The sequence below is a fragment of the bacterium genome (assembly GCA_036504735.1).
GTDB lineage: Bacteria > Electryoneota > RPQS01 > RPQS01 > RPQS01 > DASXUQ01.
On record DASXUQ010000002.1, the window covers coordinates 135,429 to 153,606 of the forward strand.

Sequence of the window (18,178 nt, forward strand, 5' to 3'; positions counted from 1 at the left end):
TTTCTCCTCCCGGTCTTGCCGTTTCCGGTCAATCCCGTTCGTCCCGTTTCATTCCCGGTGAGTACAAGATCTCTCGCAGCTTGGCGACTAACTCATCGCCGAACAGGCTCAAATCCAGCGCATGATCCGAAAATGTCTTCACCACCGTATCGACCGCGCCCAACCCCTGTGGACGCCGCGCCAGCTCATCCGCCAGACCCGGCAACCCAGTGACAAACACCACCGGCACATCGCTCTCCTGTCGCAGACAGTGCAGCATTCCCAGTCCATCCAGCATCGGCATGTCCACGTCCAGTGTGATGACGTCCGGATGCAGATCCCGGGCCTTGGCCAGGCCATCCTCGCCATCCGCCGCCTCGCCGACCACCACAAAATCCCCTGTGGCTTCTAACAAGAGCTTGATAATCCGCCGCACAAAACGGGAATCATCCACCACGAGCACTCGTACCGCCTGCACAGACAAACTCCCCCGTTGGTTGGTTCAGTCGCTGGCCAGCCGGATAAACTCCCGCGCCCGCTCAATATTCTCTTCAAGCTCCTCGGCAAAGCGCACAACATCCAGACTGATAATTTCCGGATTCTGTTTGGCCAGAACATCCCACGCCGGATCCCGCACCAGTTCCTCACTCAGATGAGGCCGCCCGTGAGGATCCAGCAGCATCCGGGTAAACAGATCCGCCAGCCGCACCACAGCCGTCAGCGGCGCATGGTCCGGCGCGTGGATCGGCTGATGGTGATACCGGATCGCTTCCACGATGGACGGCGGCAGGCACCACACTTCTGCCAGCCACGATCCGATCTCGGCATGATCCACACCCATCTTCCGTCCTTCGGCTTCCACCGATGACAGGTGTTCCTCGGCAGCCAGATTGACTGCCGCCATGAAATCATTGTGCAAATGCTGCTCGAAGACGATCTTGCCCACGTCGTGCAGCAGTCCGGCGGTGAACTCCACCCCGTGCAACCGCAAATGCAGCCGCGTGGCAATCACCCGCGCGATCTCGCCGCAGCCCGCCGAATGCTCCCAGAAGGCGCGACGGTCGAAGTGCTGCGAGCCCGGCACTGGCGGAAAGGTTTTCAACACGGTGATGCACGTCACCAGGTTATTCAGTTCGCGCATCCCCAGCACCACCAGCGCCATGTTCAGCGATTCGATCCGCCGCGGCATTCCGTAAAAGGCGCTGTTGGCCACGCGCAGAATCTTGGCCGTGAGCGCCGGGTCGTTGCGGATAATCCGCACAATCTCCGACATGCCGGTCAGCGGATTGGAAGCCAGCCGGCTGACTTGCAACGCAATGAGCGGCAGCGTCGGCAGATCTCCGGCGGCCAGAATCTGATCTTTAACTTGTTTGAGCCGCGCTTCGTCACTTACCGCCAGCGGCGCAGCCGCCGACGGCAACGGAAAAACTCGAACTTCTGCGGGAGTGGTGGCCATAGCTACGGTTCCTATTGAACGGCATCCTGCAGCAGTCGACCGAAATCCGGCAGGTACATCGGCCGGTTCTCATGACTGGCAACTGCCATAACATAATTTCCTACCGGTCCCGGTGCCGTGGCATCCGTGATCGTGAGGCTGGCCGGTGTTAACTTCACCACCTCCGATACCCGGTCCACGACAAACCCCACCGGTCCCTTAACATTATCTACGATGACAATCCAATGCGGCGGTACACAGGTATCACTCACACCCGCAAACCGTCGTAAATTTACGATCGGGATCCGGCGATCTACCAGTTGAATCTCCCCGGCATAAACCGCAGGAGAATCCGGCGTCGGAATGATCGGCAATCCGTGATAGATGCCGTAGACTTCATCCACTTCCACCCCGTAATCCGTCCCGCCCAGCACGAAAGACACAAACAACATGTCCCCCTTGCCTGATCCGACCGTGCCCCGGCCCCGAGTTGCTGTTGTCACAAACTACCCCTTATTCCGCCGTTGCTTTAGCCTTCTTTTCCAGTCCGGCTAACAGCCGGTAGGCAATGCGATTCGGGGCAGACTTGCCGTTCTCCCAGCGATTGACCGTCGAAAAGGTCACGCCGATAAGATGGGCAAAATCTTCTTGCGTAAGCTGTAATCTCTGCCGAAGCATGCGGATACGCTCCGGCTCCATTCTCTGTTGTTCCAAAGGTTAAGCCTCCCGAAAGGTCATTTCGTTCTTGGTTTCCTATGCTGAACTGCAAGTCCCGTGCCCTTGCCGATTCTATAGGGTTTCCCACCACTGCGGACCCACTGTTTCCCCTCCTATGATCCCTTATGCAAATCACAACCCCATTCCAAACTTTTTGCCAGCCCGGGTTTTGTCCTTGCATTGCCGCAGGGCCCGATGTATATTGGCTTGATTTGCTATCTTCGCCCGGTTCATAGACCGAAGAGCTTCTCTTTGTCTTGCAAATACAGCTTCTTGACTGGCAAAATCCACGGCAAATCCGCATGAAAATCCTTTGCGCACGGAGGCGCGGCTGATGCCCTTCTGCCCTGCCCATTGTGACCTGTTTAGCATTGATTATTGTGAAGTTTATGGATCCGGAGGAGTGATGAGCGTTCGATTCCGCGTTGGGATGAGTCTGGTTCTGATCCTTGTGCTGCTGTCCGCCGGCGTGGCTTCGGCCCGTGACTACAAGCTGACCACCGATGGTCAGGCGTACTATTTTGACCTCAGCCTGTCCAAAGTTGCCGTAGGCTTTGCCCCATCCATGTCCGCCGAGGCCCGCGCGACCTTCCTGTCCACTCTCCCCGCCGTGGCCGCCGCGCCCATCGAACGCGTTGAGGCCCCGCTCGGCATGACCATTATTCGCCTGAAATCGTTCTCGGATGAGCAGGCCGTGCTCGCCACCCTCGCTTCCCTCGAAGCCTCGCCGCTGGTAGACTGGGCCGCTCCCGTACTGCTCTACGACGGCCTCGAACACGTTCCGACTCCGCATCTCTACGTGCAATTTGCCTCCGGGACTCCGCAGCCCACTGCGCAATCCATTCTCAGCCGCTATGGTCTCACCCTTCTCAAACGCTGTGATGACTGGGCCGCGAACGTGGTGTATGCAGGCCGCGCCAAAGGCAGCGGTGTGGAGAGTCTCGATCTGGCCAACACCCTGATGTCCGATCCTTCCGTCGTCTGGGCAGCGCCCGATTTCAACCGCATCATGCGCCTGAACACCAATGATCCCCTTTACGGCAACCAATGGTACCTGTATCAGGCCAGCCGGCATGACATCCACGCCCCCGAAGCCTGGGCCATTACCACCGGCGACACCTTCGCCGTCATTTCCATCTGCGATGTCGGTGTTCAAATTGCTCATCCAGATCTGGCGGGCCATGTCAATACCGGCTATGATGCGTCCGACGGCGACAGTGATCCGACGCCTAACACCACCTATCAGGATGACGGCCACGGCACCTGCGCCGCGGGAATCGCCGCCGCGGTCACCAACAACTCCACCGGCATTGCCGGCGTGGGCTACAATTGCCGCCTCATCGGCACGCGGATGGGGTACATCGCCGCCGGAGGCTCCGGGATCCAGACCAGCGATAGCTGGATTATCAACTGCATCAACTACTCGCGCGATCACGCCAAGGTTCAGTCCGACTCGTGGGGCGGCGGGTCGCCGTCCAGTGCCGTCAACACCGCGCTGCAAAATGCCAAAAATGCCGGACTGACCATTCTCTTCTCTTCCGGCAACAACAACACCGCCGTCTCATGGCCGGCCACTCAGTCCAGCGTCATCGCCGTCGGTGCCACCAATGCCAATGATTACCGCTGCACACCTGCCGATTGGGGCTCGGGACAGGGGTCCAACTATGGCGCATCGCTGGATGTCGTCGCTCCCGGCAACAACCAGTACGCGACCGACGATTCCCGCACCGGCGCGGGCTACAGCACCGGTTCCTACTTCGCGTCGTTTGGCGGCACCTCCGGTGCCTGCCCCGTCGCGGCAGGAGTCTGTGCGCTGATTATTTCCCGCAACCACGCGCTGACTCCCGACTCCGTGCAATCCATCCTGCAACGCACGGCCAATGATCAGGTCGGCAATCCTACCGAAGATACTCCCGGCTGGGATCAGTACATGGGCTGGGGCCGCGTCAATGCCGGAGCCGCCGTCGCCGCCGCCAGCGGTTACACCATCACGTCGCCCAATGGCGGTGAAACCTGGTTCACCGGCGAAACCCACAGCATCACTTGGACCACCGCTTCTGTCACCGGCAATGTGAAGCTCGAACTCAACCGCAGCTATCCTGCCGGCACATGGGAAACCATCGTCGCCAGCATCAGCAACACGGGGTCCTACTCATGGCCGGTCACCGCTCCGGCATCTGCCGTCGCGCGTATTCGCGTCAGCAGCGTGACCACGCCCGCCATCAATGACATCTCCGATAACAACTTCACCATTTCCGCGCCGATGGTCACCGTCACGTCGCCCAACGGCGGCGAGTCGCCGTGGGCCGGTCAGAGCATTACTCTCAGTTGGACCTCCGGCGGCTTCACCGGCAATGTGAATATCGACCTTAACCGCACCTATCCTTCCGGTGCGTGGGAAACGCTCTATTCCAACGTCGCCAATGATGGCAGCGAACCGTGGACCGTCACCGTTCCCGCCACCACACAGGCTCGCATTCGCGTCACCAGTGTCAGCACTCCGTCGGCCACCGATGTTTCCGATGCCAATTTCACCATTCTCGCGCCCATCGTCACGGTACTTTCACCCAACGGCGGCGAGCAGTTGAATGTCGGCGTCTCCCATAACATCACCTGGCTGCCTACAGGCTTCACCAGCCCCGTTTCCATCGAAATAAACCGCGCTTATCCGGCAGGCACTTGGGAAATGGTGTTCCCCAGTCTGCTCAATGACAGCATGGAAGCCTGGACGGTCTCCGGCCCGACCACCACGCAGGCCCGCATCCGCATTACCAGTCTTGCCGTGCCCACGACCTCCGATGTTTCCGATGCCAACTTCACCATTGCCGGGGCGCCGCCGCGCATTGTGCATGATGCCCTCGGGGACATCGCCACCGGCACAGGCAACGCCGTGGTGCGCGCATCCAGTACCTCCAGCAGTATTGCCTTCGTCTCCCTGTATTATCGGGCCGTTGGCACCACACCCTTTACCCAGATCGCCGTTCCCTTTGCCGCCGCTCCGGATTACTACGCGCGCAGCCTGTCATTCCTGCTGCCCGGCTCCTATGAATATTACGTCGAAGCCACCGACAATGTCTCTCAGGTCAGCCGCGTCCCTTCTACGGCGCCCGCCGCTCTCTACACCTTCACCGTAGGTCCTTTGGGCGGCGCGGAACTCGGCTATGATGATGGCTCCGCCGAATGGTTCAACTATCCCGGCGCGGACAGCATCAGCTTCCGCTGGGCGGTCAAGTTCGGACCCGTGCCCACACCCTTTGCCCTGTACGGCGCGCGCTTTGCCGCTTCCCGCAGTCTGCCCGACACGGCGCACACACCTGTGCATGTCGCCGTCTATCTGTCCGACGGCCCCGCAGGAATGCCCGGTACTCTGCTCGGCAGCTACACCAAGGGCTCCGTCGGCAATATCGTCGGCGGGCTTCCCACAGGCACGAACTGGGCACAGGTGATCTTCCGTGATGCCACCGGTAATCCCCTGCTGATCCCGTCCTCCGAGTTCTACATTGCCGTCTCCGAGATTCAGGAAGGATACTTCGAAGCCTTTGGCCGCGACACCAACGGTGCCAATGCCCACCACTCCTACGTATTCGATCCCTGTGACAATCAGTGGTTCAGCGAAGACGCCGCCGACACCTTAGTCACTCACGCCGGCAACCGCCTCATCCGGGCACAGGGCTTCGGTCTTGTGCCGCCTGCTTTGACCATCAACCGCGTCGGCAATGACGTCCGCCTCTTCTGGAATAACATGGGCGCGCCGGCCTACAAGGTCTACAATGCCGCCACTCCCGGTGGCCCGTTCAATTTCATTCAGACCACCGCTGACACCTTCCTCACCGTCTCCGGTGCCGACAGTGTCACGGCGCGCACTTTCTATCAGGTCCAGTCTGTGACACAGTAAACACATCACAGAGTTATTCTGCGTAATCGCCGCGGGACGTCTCCAACTCCTGCGGCGACCCGTTTCTTCCCGTCCCGTCAACGCGTTCATCTCATAGAAAGGACAGGCATCTTGAAAAGGTTTTTTAGGTTTGCCGCACTTTCCGGCCTTTGCCTGTGGATGGCCACATCGGCAGGGGCCACTCAACCTTCGCAGGGCGCAGCCTCCTTCCGCACCGCAACGCGTGGCGCCATTCTTCAGCAACTTCATCGCGTCCCCCTTTCCGGTGTTGTTCTGTTTGAACCCACAGGTGCGCCGCAGGGCGGCATGGCTATCGAACAGGTTGGCGCCAACCAGCGCTGTAATCAGGATGCCATCGGGAACAATCAGAATGAGACTCCGATCTGCGCCAGCCCGGCCAACACAAACAATGTGCTGGCAGGCTCCAATGATTACCGCAACGGCGACGCCTCCGCAGGTTTCTATCGCACGATGGATGGTGGCACGACGTGGGCCGATGCGCTGGTGACTCGCGGCCCCAGCGGACAATTTGAAGCCGCCGGTGATCCGGTCACCGCAGTAGACAACACTGGCCGCATGTTTGCCGCCTACATTGGCTTTGACCGCACTACGCCCGACAATGGCATCTACGTCCACACTTCCACCGACAACGGTTCCACATGGACCGGCCCGGTAACCGTCATTCAACACCTCGGCGGCGGCAATTCGGATTTCGAAGACAAGCCCTATGCCGCCTGTGATGCCAGCGCCGGCTCGCCCTTTCTGAACAACTATTACATCACGTGGACCAAGTTCACCACCACGGGCCTCGCCCCGATCTACATGGCGCGTTCCACAAATGGCGGTGCCAGTTTTTCCACGCCGCTTCAAATCTCGTCTTCCACCAATTGCCAATTCTCCTGCCCGACCGTTGGTCCGAACGGTGAAGTCTATGCCTGCTGGTTCGATTACACCAGCAGCAGCATCAAGTTCGACCGCTCCACCAATGGCGGCGTCAGTTGGGGCACCGACGTCAGCGTCTCCAGCTTCAATGACAACTTCCCCGCCAATCCCTGCGGCACCTTTCGCGCTCCGGCCTATCCCGTCATAGCCTGCGATGTGTCTTCGGGACCGCGCCGTGGCTGGATCTATGTCTGCTGGGCTGATGCCCGCAACGGTAATCCGGACATCTTCTTCAGCCGTTCCACCAACGGCGGCACCAGTTGGTCCGCCGCCGCGCGTGTCGACAATGACGTCACCAATCGCTGGCAGTGGTGGCAGTGGATTGCCACCAGCCGCGTGAACGGTGACGTCGGTGTTTCATGGCTGGACCGCCGTGAAGATCCCGCGGGCTGCACGTTTAAAAACTACGCGACGATCTCCTCCGACGGTGGCACTACCTGGGCGCCGAACTTCGCCGTCTCCAGTGTCACTTCCAATCCCAGCAGTTCCAATTTCCTCGGAGATTATTGCGGCGCCACCTTCCGCAGCAGCGGTTTCTATTCCGTCTGGGTGGACCTGCGCAATGATGGCGGCGACGTCTACAACGCGTGGTGGACCTTGTCTCCGACCCTCACGCTCACCGCACCCAACGGCGGCGAAACATGGCTGACCGGCGATGCCGACACCATCACATGGTCCTCAGCCAACTTCACCGACAACGTCAAACTCGAACTCAACCGCAGCTATCCCGGTGCCACGTGGGAGACCATCGTTGCCAGCACTCCCAACAGCGGTTCATTCCCGTGGACCGTAACAGGTCCAACCTCCTCCACCGCCCGCGTCCGAATCAGCGGCGTCACCCAGACCACCGTCGGTGACACCTCGAATGCCAACTTCACCCTTGGCGCGCGCAGCCTTACCGTCGTTTCACCCAATGGCGCGGAAATCTGGATCGCCGGCGATGCCAACAGCATCACATGGACCTCGGCCAACCTTTCCGAAAACGTCAAGATCGAACTGAACCGCAGTTATCCCGGCGCCACATGGGAAACCCTTGTGGCCAGCACGGCTAACACCGGAAGCTTTCCGTGGACAGTAACCACGCCGCTGAGCACCGCCTGCCGCGTCCGCATCACCGGAGTCACGCACACCACCGTTGGTGACTCTTCTAACACCAACTTCGCCATCTCCTCGCGGGCCGTTACGGTTACTTCTCCCAACGGTGGCGAGAACTGGCTCACCGGCAGCAATGCCAACATCGCGTGGACGCCGCAAAACCTCACCGGCACCGTGATGATTGAACTCAATCGCAGCTATCCCGCCGGCACGTGGGAAACCCTCGCTGCGGGGCAACCCGTGGGTACGCCGTTTCTTTGGACTGTCACCACACCCATCAGCACTACGGCTCGTGTGCGGGTCACCAGTGAGAACTTCCCGCTGGTCACTGACATCTCCGACGCCAACTTCTCCATCTCACTGCCCAATCAGCCGCCGATCATTCTGCATGACCCGCTGCATGACATGGCTCCCGGAGCAGGCAGCATTACTTCCCGTGTGAGCGATCCATCCCTCGTGGCGTCCGTCGCTTCGGTCAAAATGTTCTTCCGTATATCAGGCGGTTCCTCGTTCGATTCTCTAACCCTCACACCTACGGTCAACCCCAGCGAGTACGCCGCCAGTCTGGCCGCGTTCGGCATCGGCTCCTTTGAATACTATCTGCGTTCTACAGACAACACCGCACTGGCATCGTATCTTCCCTCCAATGCCCCGGCATCGCTCTTTCAGTTCGATGTGGACAATCTCTGCGCGCAGGAACTGGTCTATGATGATGGCAGCGCGGAGCGCTTCAATTGGACCGACGGCAATCAGACCACGCCGTTTCAGTGGGCGGTGAAATTCACTCCCCCACCGGGCAGCTACGTGCTCTGTGGCGCGCGCTTTGCCGCCTCCCGCAGCCTGCCCGATTCGGCTCATTCACCCGTGCATGTCGCGGTCTATGCTGCCGATGGTCCTCTCGGCATGCCCGGCACTATCTTGTGGCAAACCACCACCGGCTCGGTCGGCAATGTTGTCGGTGGATTGCCCGCCGGAACCAACTGGTCCGAAGTTCTTGTGCGCGACGCTTTCGGCCAGCCTTTGCCGGTTACCAGTCCGTTCTACATCGCCCTTTCCAATCCTGTCAGTGGCCAGTATGAAGCATTCGGACGCGACATCAGTTCGCCCAATGCCCATCACTCGTACGTGTTCGATGGCTGTCTGAGTCTCTGGTTCAGTGAGGATGACACGACCACCACCATCAACGCGCATCCGGGCAACCGTTTAGTCCGCGCACAATACTATTCCGCTCTGCCACCGGCGGTGGTGATCAACCGCGTCGCCAATACCATCGTGCTGAACTGGACCAACCTTGCCGCGCCGAACTACCGTGTGTCCACGTCTACTTCGCCCGCTGGTCCTTTCGCCTTCGTGCAAAGCACCACAGACACGTTCCTCACCGTCTCCACCGCCGACACGTCCGGCGCAAAATTGTTCTACCAAGTCACCACCGCCAAACCCTGACGCATCTCCCACGAGATTTAAGACACGCCGGCCCCAAAGGCCGGCGTGTCTGTGCAGTCTGTCTCGCAACAATCGGAGACCTCTGTCGAGTCGAAAGGCGGCACCGACTGCAGGAGCGTGCTATTTTGAGCAAAGTATTTGACTCTGTGCATCTTACGCTATTTCCTGAGAAGAGCTGGTTAAAGATTCATTGACCCATGTTTTTCGAAATTTTACTACTCAAATCGTTGACATATTGGATTCGGTTGTGTATAATGACTTGCCGTCGCGTCAAAAGCGCCGGGGCAGTGTGGATAAATTAGAATAGTGCCAACATGAGTTATCATCTGCCCAATACACCCGCCTCTTCATCTGGTCCTGACCCCTGTCGAATTCTTGACGTTTAGGCTCCGAATTTATTGCCTCCGGCTCATCTGCGAGAGCTGTACTTATGCGTCTATCGAACCTTCCCCGCCCCTCAGCTTGGCCGCTTGCGGCCCAATCCCTGCTGGTGGGTGCGCTCTGGATCCTGTTTGCGCTACTGGTCAACCCTGTCGGGGAATTCCCCGTCAATGATGACTGGGGCTACAGCAAGGCCGTAAACAGTCTGGTTAGCGGTGGCCATCTGCAGTTCCTTCAGGGCTGGGCGCAAACGACCTTCATTGCGCAACTCTTTTGGGGTGCGCTCTTTGCCCTGCCCTTCGGCTTCTCCTTCACCGCTCTCCGCATCTCAGGACTGGTCGCCGGCTTCATCGGCGTCGTCGCCACCCACCGCACCCTCCACCGCTACGGCTTCCGCACCGCCTATGCCTGGATCGGCACCCTCTGCCTCGTCCTCAATCCACTCTACTTCCAGCTCTGCTATTCCTTCATGACCGACGTGCCGTTCTTCGCCGCGTCCATGATCTCCTTTGTGCTGTTTCTCCGCGCCCTGCAGGAAGACCATTCTACCAGCGTCTGGACCGGCACTCTCTTTGCGGTGATTGCCACGCTTATCCGGCAAGTCGGCTTTCTCGTTCCCATCGCCTGGACCATTGTCCGCCTCGCGTCCCGCCCACAGAACCGCCGTGAAATCTGGCGCGCGGTCGCTCCCACGCTCATCACCATCGGCGCGCTCATCGTCTTCCAGTTCGGCATCGCACCGCTCATCGGCTTTGAGATGCACGACAACGCGCGGCTCCGCCTGATGTACGTCGGCATCTTCCATAACGTCTTTACAGTGGCGCTGAAATACGCCGACAATGCCGCCGTCGCCGCCGTCTACCTCGGCCTGTTCCTGCTGCCGCTGGCCCTGCAAATCGAAAGCACCAACCGCCGGCGCAATCCGCTGCACTGGATCGGCCTCGCCCTCATTGCCGCCGTTATGACCGCGCTGATTGCCACCCGTGAGCATTCCATTATGCCCCTCGCGCGCAACATGCTCACCGCCAATAGCCTTGGCCCGCTGACCTTGCGCGACACCTACATTCTCGGCATGCCCCACGCCCCCTATGCTCCGCACTGGTTGTGGGTACTGCTTACCATCGGCGGAGTAATCGGCGGTGCGTCGCTTATCCAGCATGTGTTCAATCACGTCCGCAGCAGTTTCCGCTTCCGCATCGCCAACCGCGCCAACGCCGCCTACATGCTCGCCTTCGGAGTATGGTTGATGTACCTCGGACTCTGTGTCATGAGCGGTTTCTTTGACCGCTACCTGCTCTACCTCATCCCTTTCAGCATCATCCTGCTGTGGACTCCCGGCTTCGTTCCGGCCAGGTCCCCCGCGTTGGTGCGTATGGCCACCGTAGGTTTGCTCGCCGCCTTTGCGCTCTATGATGTCGGTGCCACGCACGATTATCTTTCGTGGAACCGCGCCCGCTGGGACGCTCTGAACCATTTGAACACCGTGCAGCGGATTCCGCCCGACCGGGTCGACGGCGGCTACGAATACAACGGCTGGCACTTCTACTCCAAGGGTTTCACCTCCCCTCCCGGCAAAAGCTGGTGGTATGTTAAGGATGATGAATACGTCGCCGCCTTCGGCCCGCTTCCCGGCTACCACTTGCAGGATCATCGCCTTTATGCACGCTGGCTTCCGCCCGGCACCGACTCCGTGCTGGTCCTTGCCCGTGATCCACAGGCCCCGTCCGTCACCGCTCTGGCCGACACATCTCAATCCCCCCATCTCTGATCATCAGTTGGACCCACAGAATATGAAAAGCCGGACCCAAGATCCGGCTTTTCGCTTCATGCCATCCGCGTGAACGCCTTACGGCTTCACCGCTTTGATGACATAATAGGCTTGCGGGTGCATCAAGACCGCACTCGTATCGACATAGCTCGTATCCGCCGTCCAGCCGATAGAGTCGGACTCCGACGGCATGAAGTCGAAGAAATTGTTCCGGTAAATGACGTAAAGATTCGCGCCACTCGGCGGCGGCGACCAGAGCAACTGCAGATCATCTCCCACCGGGAAGATCGCCACATCCGTCAGCGGATCCACGTGAGGCGGCGGCTCGGGAGCCACTCCCCGCACAAAAATGTCGTCTACAAACCAGCCCTCGTGAGCCGCGCCGCTGCTGTCGCTGCCGAACCGGAACCGCACGTGAATCGTCTGTCCCGCATAGGCCGACAAGTCCACCTGCCGCTGTACCCAGTTGATGATCCCGGAAAAACACGGACGCCCCGGCATCGGTCCCACATAGGACAAACTGCGAGTCTGGCGGAAGGTCTTCGGATACCCGCCCACCGGCGTTACGGCGTCAAACGGTCCACCATTCGCCGAAATTTCCACCACGCCGCCATCCAGCGCCGAATCCGGATAGATGCTCGATAATTCCGCGTCCATCCATTGCGAAAAATACAGGGTCGAATGGGACGTAATCGCAATCGGAGGCGAGACCAGTCCGGCGTCGAGGCTGTTGACATACGGCACCGGGCCTTCGCCGCCGCACTTCCAGGAGTTCGAAGGTGACGCGCTCATCTCATTGCTGATATGCCACGCGTCGCTGTAGTTGGGCTGCACCGCGCCGTGCGTCCAGCCGTTCTCGCCGTTCTCCACGCTGTCCGCCCAATATACCACCGTACGCCCGATCTCCAGATTGAAATATTCCACCACGCTATAGCCGCCCGCCGCGCTCAGCGTCAGAGTTATCTGTGCGATGTGCCCCACCGGCGCCATCGAGTCCGCCAGCACCACAAACGGATCAGCCACATTGTTCTGCGACGCACTGGTGACAATGGCGCCGAAGGATCCGAGGCTGTCCACAACGGTCAGATACGGATCGGCCGTGCTCAGCGTCGCGGCCACATTTGTGGCATTCGCTCCGTAGTTGCACAGAGTGATGGCCAGCCGTGCCGTCTCGCCGCTTTCCAGGGCTCCGTTGCCGTTGCCCGTCACCGAGTCTTCCACCGACTGGTTGATGTAAATCAAAAACGGCTGCACCGGCTGCGGACCCGTATACGCATGAATCCCCGTCGCCGCGCGATAAAGATTTACCCGCCCGCGCGAGACCGTCATCGTATCCATACTCGCCAGCACGTCCACGCTGTCCATCAGGAATTTCTTGATCAGCAGCGCCGCCGAATCCGGATGCGCCATATAATAGCGGTAAAATCCCGGACTGGCCGCCGCATGCAGAAACGCCACCGCGCCCGCAATGTGCGGACTGGACATCGACGTGCCGCTCAGCGTGCCCGTCCCCGTGTTGATCGTACTTAGAATCGCCGTGCCCGGCGCGCCGATGTCGATCGTCGTCCGTCCGTAACCCGCCGCCGAATATTTCTGATCCAGCGTGTTGGTATTGGTCACCGAGAACATATACGGACTCGCGCACCCGGTAGGCACGTCGCCGTAAAGGTCAACATTGATATTCAGATTCGCCGTGGCGCAGGCCGAAAGAATTCCTGCCGCGCCCATCGCGTTGTACAGATCATTCCAGATCGGAAAACTGTCGCTCTGGCAATTACCGAAATCCTGTCCGAAACTCGAATTCGTCGCCACCACATTCGCACCCGTGCTGCCGCCGCTGGCCAGCCAGCGGGTCTTCTGCGTCAGTGCGTAATTATACCCGCGGGACACCACCGACGTCGAGGTGCTCGACGCGGCGATCTCCATCAGCTTGACATGCCAGTTGATGCCGCACACCTGCCGTCCGTTATTCCCCACCGCGCCGATGATTCCCGACACATGCGTGCCGTGATAGGGAGCGTTCGGCGACGGAATCGTTCCGTTGATGTTGTAGGCGTTCCAGCCGTTCACATCGTCAACATAACCGTTGCCGTCATCGTCGATGCCGTTGCCCGGAATTTCGCCCGTGTTCACCCAGATATTCGGCGCCAGATCCAGATGCGTAAGCTGGCAGCCGTTGTCCACCACCGCCACCACAATATCGTTGCCCGCGGGATCCGTTCCACCCGTGGTAATATCCCAGGCTTCCGGCGCGTCGATATCGGCGTCGTTCGGCTGACTCAGACTCCACTGACTGCCGAATTGCGGATCATCCGGCGTCGTGCTGCGCAAATCCAGATAATAGTCAAGCTGTGCCCAGCGGACGCTCGGATAGCTTTTCAGCATCGCCACCGCATCCGCCGCCTTAATGCTCGCCTTGGGCAGTTTCACAAGGAAAATATCCAGGGAAGGCACCAGAGCTTCGCTCACATTCAACAAGGCATTATTGAGTTCCCGCCGCGCCTGCCCGAGGGTTGTCGGCTTATTGAATCGCACCAGCACCTGATCCGGCACCGTCGCCCGCGGAGGCGTAGACGGCTGCGCCAACAGCCCCAGCGGAGTCGCTAAAAACAACAAAATAAGTATTAACTGTAGCCGAATAGTCACGGGTCTCCTTAAACACTTACGCTTTCAGACATTTCGCACACATGCGGATAGGGATCATATCTGACTAAGTGTAACAAAATACGGACGCGAAAGCAAGGGGTTCTGACAAGTGGCCAAAAGAACTTTTCGTATCCTTACTGCTTCGTAATCAGGGCATTATCTCTGCCGTGCCCATCGCCGCCCTGACACATGCCATAGCCATCCTGAACCCCGTACCTCACAACGCAAGATTCATTCCCGCCCGTCGCCGAATATCTGCCGAAACCGCACATCCTTCCGAAGAGTTTATAATCTGGCACCTCTGCGGCGCGGACGGTTTTCGCACATTGCGCAGGGGCAAATCCGGAGGTAGCTATGCCAGATCAGAGACAAAAAGCCCGCAATAAGAAACATGACAAGCGCGGGCAGAGCAGCAAATCCCCACAGGGCGGACAGGATCGCCAGACCGGTGGACTCCCGCAGGATCCCAATCAGAAAGGTGATCGCGAGCGCCACGCGTAAGTTCGGATAGTTGCGCAGCACCTGCGCGCGGGCCATGAGGTTGCGCAATGGCTGCACAAAGGTTGGAGTTTCGCGTCCGAACTGTCACGGTTCGGACGCTTTGCTTTCCATATGCAGCGACCGCCCGCGCGCCCTCTTCTCCACCGATCCACCCGAAGCACCCTCAGTCGATCTTGCTTCATCTAAGCCCGTCGCCAACGGTGGAACCCGCAAATTGTTATGGCGAGTTGTATAAATAGCTTGGCAACCAAGCCGGCATCTTTCATTGATGAGAACGTGAGCACCGCAGGATGGCTCACAGTATGGATACGGATTATTTAGGATAGGCAAGGAGTTAATCATGCCAGACGAAAGACGCGGTATGTCGCGCGAAGAAGCGGGACGAAAGGGCGGCGAAGCCAACAAGGGCACGACCCATGAGTCCCACGGCCAAGGCCGGGTGGTAGATCCGGAACACGATCGCCGCACCAAGGAAGGCCAGGAAAAGTCCGGCAGCAGCGGACGCTGACCCTTTTCCCCTAACTGAACTCTTATGGACTTGCCATCCCGGAGATTCTCCGCATGGCGAAATAGAAGCGCCCGCGCTGCCTCAGCACGGGCGTCTTCTTGACGTTTAATGCGGGTTCCACGACCCGCGCACCCCCATAATTTGTCATGCTTACCGTCTTCGGGAAGCACCTCGGGCTCGCCCCCCAAAAACCGCCCCCCAAGCACCCGCCGCGTCGGGGTAGGGGCCGGTCTAAGACCGGCCCGCCTGACAATTACCCCATCCCCAACCCGACCGAAACCAACCCCACCCAAGACCGCCGAGTCGGGTTGAGCCGAAAGACAAACAAACCCGCACCCCATCCACAACCCGACCGCAACCAACCCCCATCGGCTCGTCTTCTTTCCTATTTCCTATTTCAAATTTCCTATTTGAGCATGATCATCTTCCTCACCCCCACATCCCTCCCCGCCTGTAATCTGGCAAAATACACCCCCGAGGATAGCTCCGATCCCTCAAACCGGTACTGCTGCTCCCCCGCACTCATCCTCCCCAACTCCTTCTGATACACACACCGCCCCAGCACATCAAACACCTCCAGCGTCACCTCGGACGGTGCAGGCAGCGTGAAGGACAGCGTAGTGGTGGGATTGAAAGGATTGGGGAAGGCAGAAAGGGCGAAATCCTGTGGCAAGGGGTTGGACTTAGCGGCGACATCTGGACCTTGATCAATGGCGACGCGGCTCATGACATTATTGTAGCCCGCCGAGGCTACTGGCTGAAACGCATCCGGAGTCACCGGGAACGTCCTGGAACTCGATGATCCTGCCAGCCACACCGAATCGCCTTCATCAAAGACGGCCGTACGCACATAGTCATTGGCATCGCCCCCGAGACGGGATCCGTACAGTAGATGGCCCAAGTCGCCGCTTAAGCGGCATACAAACATGTCCCACCAGCCGTAGGTCGTGTCCATAGCATTGGGTGTTAAGGGAAAATCCGGACTGGCCGTATTACCCAAGGCCAGAATGTCGCCGGAAGGGGTGCTGTGCACGGCAACGACTTCATCACCGCCGGATCCGCCCAGAATTGTCGAGTACTCGATGGTCGCCGGGAGATGGAGGATGGTGATATACCCATCTGGGAGATTATCCCATAGGCGACGGGTCGTGTCAAAGGCCCCGGGCGTGACGGGAGGGAAATTGGTCGAAAATGTCCATCCGAACAGGGCGACACGGTCTTCGCCCACGAGCGACATCTGCATGAAATCATAGTCATTGCCGCCAAAGTATGAGCCGTACTCTACGACGCCCCGGAACAAATCCAGCCGCGTCAGAAAGCCATCCATCCCACTCACAAAATCGGCTTGATAAGCGTCGTCCGTGACCGCCAAGCCGCTGTCAGAGGCTGTGCCGGCGAGCCAGACACGTCGGTTGCCAAGCACGTACAATGAACTCGGGTCGATCTCCGAGGGAACGATAGTGCTGTAGAGCAAGGCATGCACGTGTGGATCAAAAATCATGACGCAGCCTGCAGCCCCGACCGTCTGGCGATACATGGCATCGGGCGTGAGCGGGAAATCACTCTGGGATTCGTGCTCCGTCTGGCCGGCAAGATAGATGTCGCCGCTGAGACTATCCATGGCGGCGCGGCTCACCCTGTCTCGTCCCGCACCGCCCACATAAGTGGAGTATTCCAACGTCGCTCCGTCGGATGAGAGCATAAAGAAAAATCCCTCGTATTCCCCACCGAATGTGCTGTCGAAGGCATCGGAGGTTAGAGGCCAGTCGGTGCTGTAAGTCATCCCGCCAACGCAGACATGGCCATCCCTATCAGAGACCACAGCACCAGAGCCTTCACCATCATAGGCGGAACCGCCAATGAACGTGCAAAAGAACAGGTCTTGTCCACCGGGGGCAAACTTGGCGACATAGGAATCCGTGGTGCCCACCATCACCGTCTGATAGGCGCCGGGCGTTACGGGGAAGTTGCCGTCAAAGGTGTCACCGACCCCGAGCAGATTATGCTGCGGATCATGGGCCAGCGCCAGCATGCCGTATCCGGCACCGAAATAGCTGCTGTACACCAGCGGATCAATTATTACTTCCCGTGTGGTATCGTACAGCCCTAACACAAAGCGGTAGTTGCCTTCAGCGGTCAGGTCATAGCGGCAGGGGACTTCGATCTGGGTGTGATTGAGGTTTTGATAGGCAAAGGGAGCTTTTTCTGTCACCAGACCCAGCGAGGTCAGGATCTGCAAAGAACCATCACCGGCAAGAGACAGCGTTCCCTCCTGCCCTTCATAGCGAAGCTGGATCAGAGATGCATTGGCACCGGGGTGGACGCGGTAGACGGTTTCAACGCCTTGAGTGGCGATCCGGTACTGAACGTCAATGCCCGGCCAGACGTCTTGGGCGGTGATGCTGCGGTAATGGCCCACACGGCTGCGCCATTTGCAGCTATCACGAGACAGGAAGTAGTTGCTGTAGCTGGGGAGCTTGTCTTCGCCGGTCAGGATGGGGATGGGGTTGGCGTTCACATAGGAGAGCCGGAGCACATGCCCACGCACCGCCGGGGCAAGGGGCTTTAGCCCCTTGTCTGCCTCTGCATCACGGCTACGGCTGAAGTCCTTCCCCCACTTTGTGGGGGAAGTTAGATGGGGGTAATGCAAATCTACCGTCATCCCCGACTCCGTCAAAAAATACGCCGCCCCCTTCCCCTCGTACTTGAAGGCAAACGCGCCGTCCCACTGGCCCTCATTCTGGACAAAGAAAGCCGTCTGCGGCAACGGAGTCCCCGCCCACACCGGCAGCGCCATCAGCACCGCCACCCACCACCTCACCCATGTGCTCGTCATGCTTCACCTCCCAAGGTGCATACATGCATCCG

Annotated in this window: 11 protein-coding genes; 5 read left to right on the top strand and 6 right to left on the bottom strand. The window is 59.2% G+C overall.

The genetic code is table 11. The features are described 5' to 3' along the window. Positions 1-28 precede the first annotated feature (28 nt). From VGL38_00900 to VGL38_00915, 4 genes are read right to left on the bottom strand one after another with little or no spacing between them, the layout of a single operon-like run. A complete protein-coding gene (locus VGL38_00900) occupies positions 29-457 on the bottom strand; it encodes a response regulator (GenBank protein HEY3293975.1) in 429 nt (142 codons plus the stop codon). Between the two features lie 24 nt (positions 458-481). Continuing rightward, positions 482-1,435, bottom strand: coding sequence for an HDOD domain-containing protein (locus VGL38_00905; protein HEY3293976.1), 954 nt, complete (start codon positions 1,433-1,435; stop codon positions 482-484). An 11-nt stretch (positions 1,436-1,446) separates the two neighbouring features. After that, positions 1,447-1,917, bottom strand: a complete 471-nt coding sequence (locus VGL38_00910) for a chemotaxis protein CheW (GenBank protein HEY3293977.1) — start codon at positions 1,915-1,917, stop codon at positions 1,447-1,449. Between the two features lie 10 nt (positions 1,918-1,927). Continuing rightward, entirely contained in the window at positions 1,928-2,128 is a 201-nt protein-coding gene (locus VGL38_00915; protein HEY3293978.1) for a helix-turn-helix domain-containing protein, read from the bottom strand. 409 nt (positions 2,129-2,537) lie between these two features. Here VGL38_00915 and VGL38_00920 point away from each other — a divergent pair, with 409 nt between their 5' ends. The 3 genes from VGL38_00920 (at position 2,538) to VGL38_00930 (ending at position 11,655) form a co-directional block, all read left to right on the top strand. After that, on the top strand, positions 2,538-6,026 hold the full coding sequence (locus tag VGL38_00920) for a S8 family serine peptidase (GenBank protein ID HEY3293979.1): 3,489 nt from the start codon (positions 2,538-2,540) through the stop codon (positions 6,024-6,026). A gap of 111 nt (positions 6,027-6,137) precedes the next feature. Beyond that, positions 6,138-9,506, top strand: a complete 3,369-nt coding sequence (locus VGL38_00925) for a sialidase family protein (GenBank protein ID HEY3293980.1) — start codon at positions 6,138-6,140, stop codon at positions 9,504-9,506. A 430-nt stretch (positions 9,507-9,936) separates the two neighbouring features. After that, complete coding sequence (locus VGL38_00930; GenBank protein HEY3293981.1) at positions 9,937-11,655, top strand: glycosyltransferase family 39 protein; 1,719 nt, start codon at positions 9,937-9,939, stop codon at positions 11,653-11,655. Positions 11,656-11,733: 78 nt separating this feature from the next. Here the strand turns inward: VGL38_00930 and VGL38_00935 are convergent, their stop codons facing one another. Then, a complete protein-coding gene (locus VGL38_00935; protein ID HEY3293982.1) occupies positions 11,734-14,301 on the bottom strand; it encodes a S8 family serine peptidase in 2,568 nt (855 codons plus the stop codon). A 354-nt stretch (positions 14,302-14,655) separates the two neighbouring features. Here VGL38_00935 and VGL38_00940 point away from each other — a divergent pair, with 354 nt between their 5' ends. Together VGL38_00940 and VGL38_00945 are read left to right on the top strand one after the other, a co-directional pair. After that, positions 14,656-14,802, top strand: coding sequence for a hypothetical protein (locus VGL38_00940; protein ID HEY3293983.1), 147 nt, complete (start codon positions 14,656-14,658; stop codon positions 14,800-14,802). 340 nt (positions 14,803-15,142) lie between these two features. Then, the gene (locus VGL38_00945; GenBank protein ID HEY3293984.1) at positions 15,143-15,310 is read left to right on the top strand and encodes a hypothetical protein; all 168 of its coding nucleotides are present in this window, start codon (positions 15,143-15,145) and stop codon (positions 15,308-15,310) included. A gap of 406 nt (positions 15,311-15,716) precedes the next feature. On the opposite strand, the gene VGL38_00950 is transcribed toward VGL38_00945, so the two are convergent. Beyond that, positions 15,717-18,146 (bottom strand): T9SS type A sorting domain-containing protein, encoded by a 2,430-nt coding sequence (locus VGL38_00950; protein ID HEY3293985.1) that lies wholly within the window; start codon positions 18,144-18,146, stop codon positions 15,717-15,719. Positions 18,147-18,178: the final 32 nt, after the last annotated feature.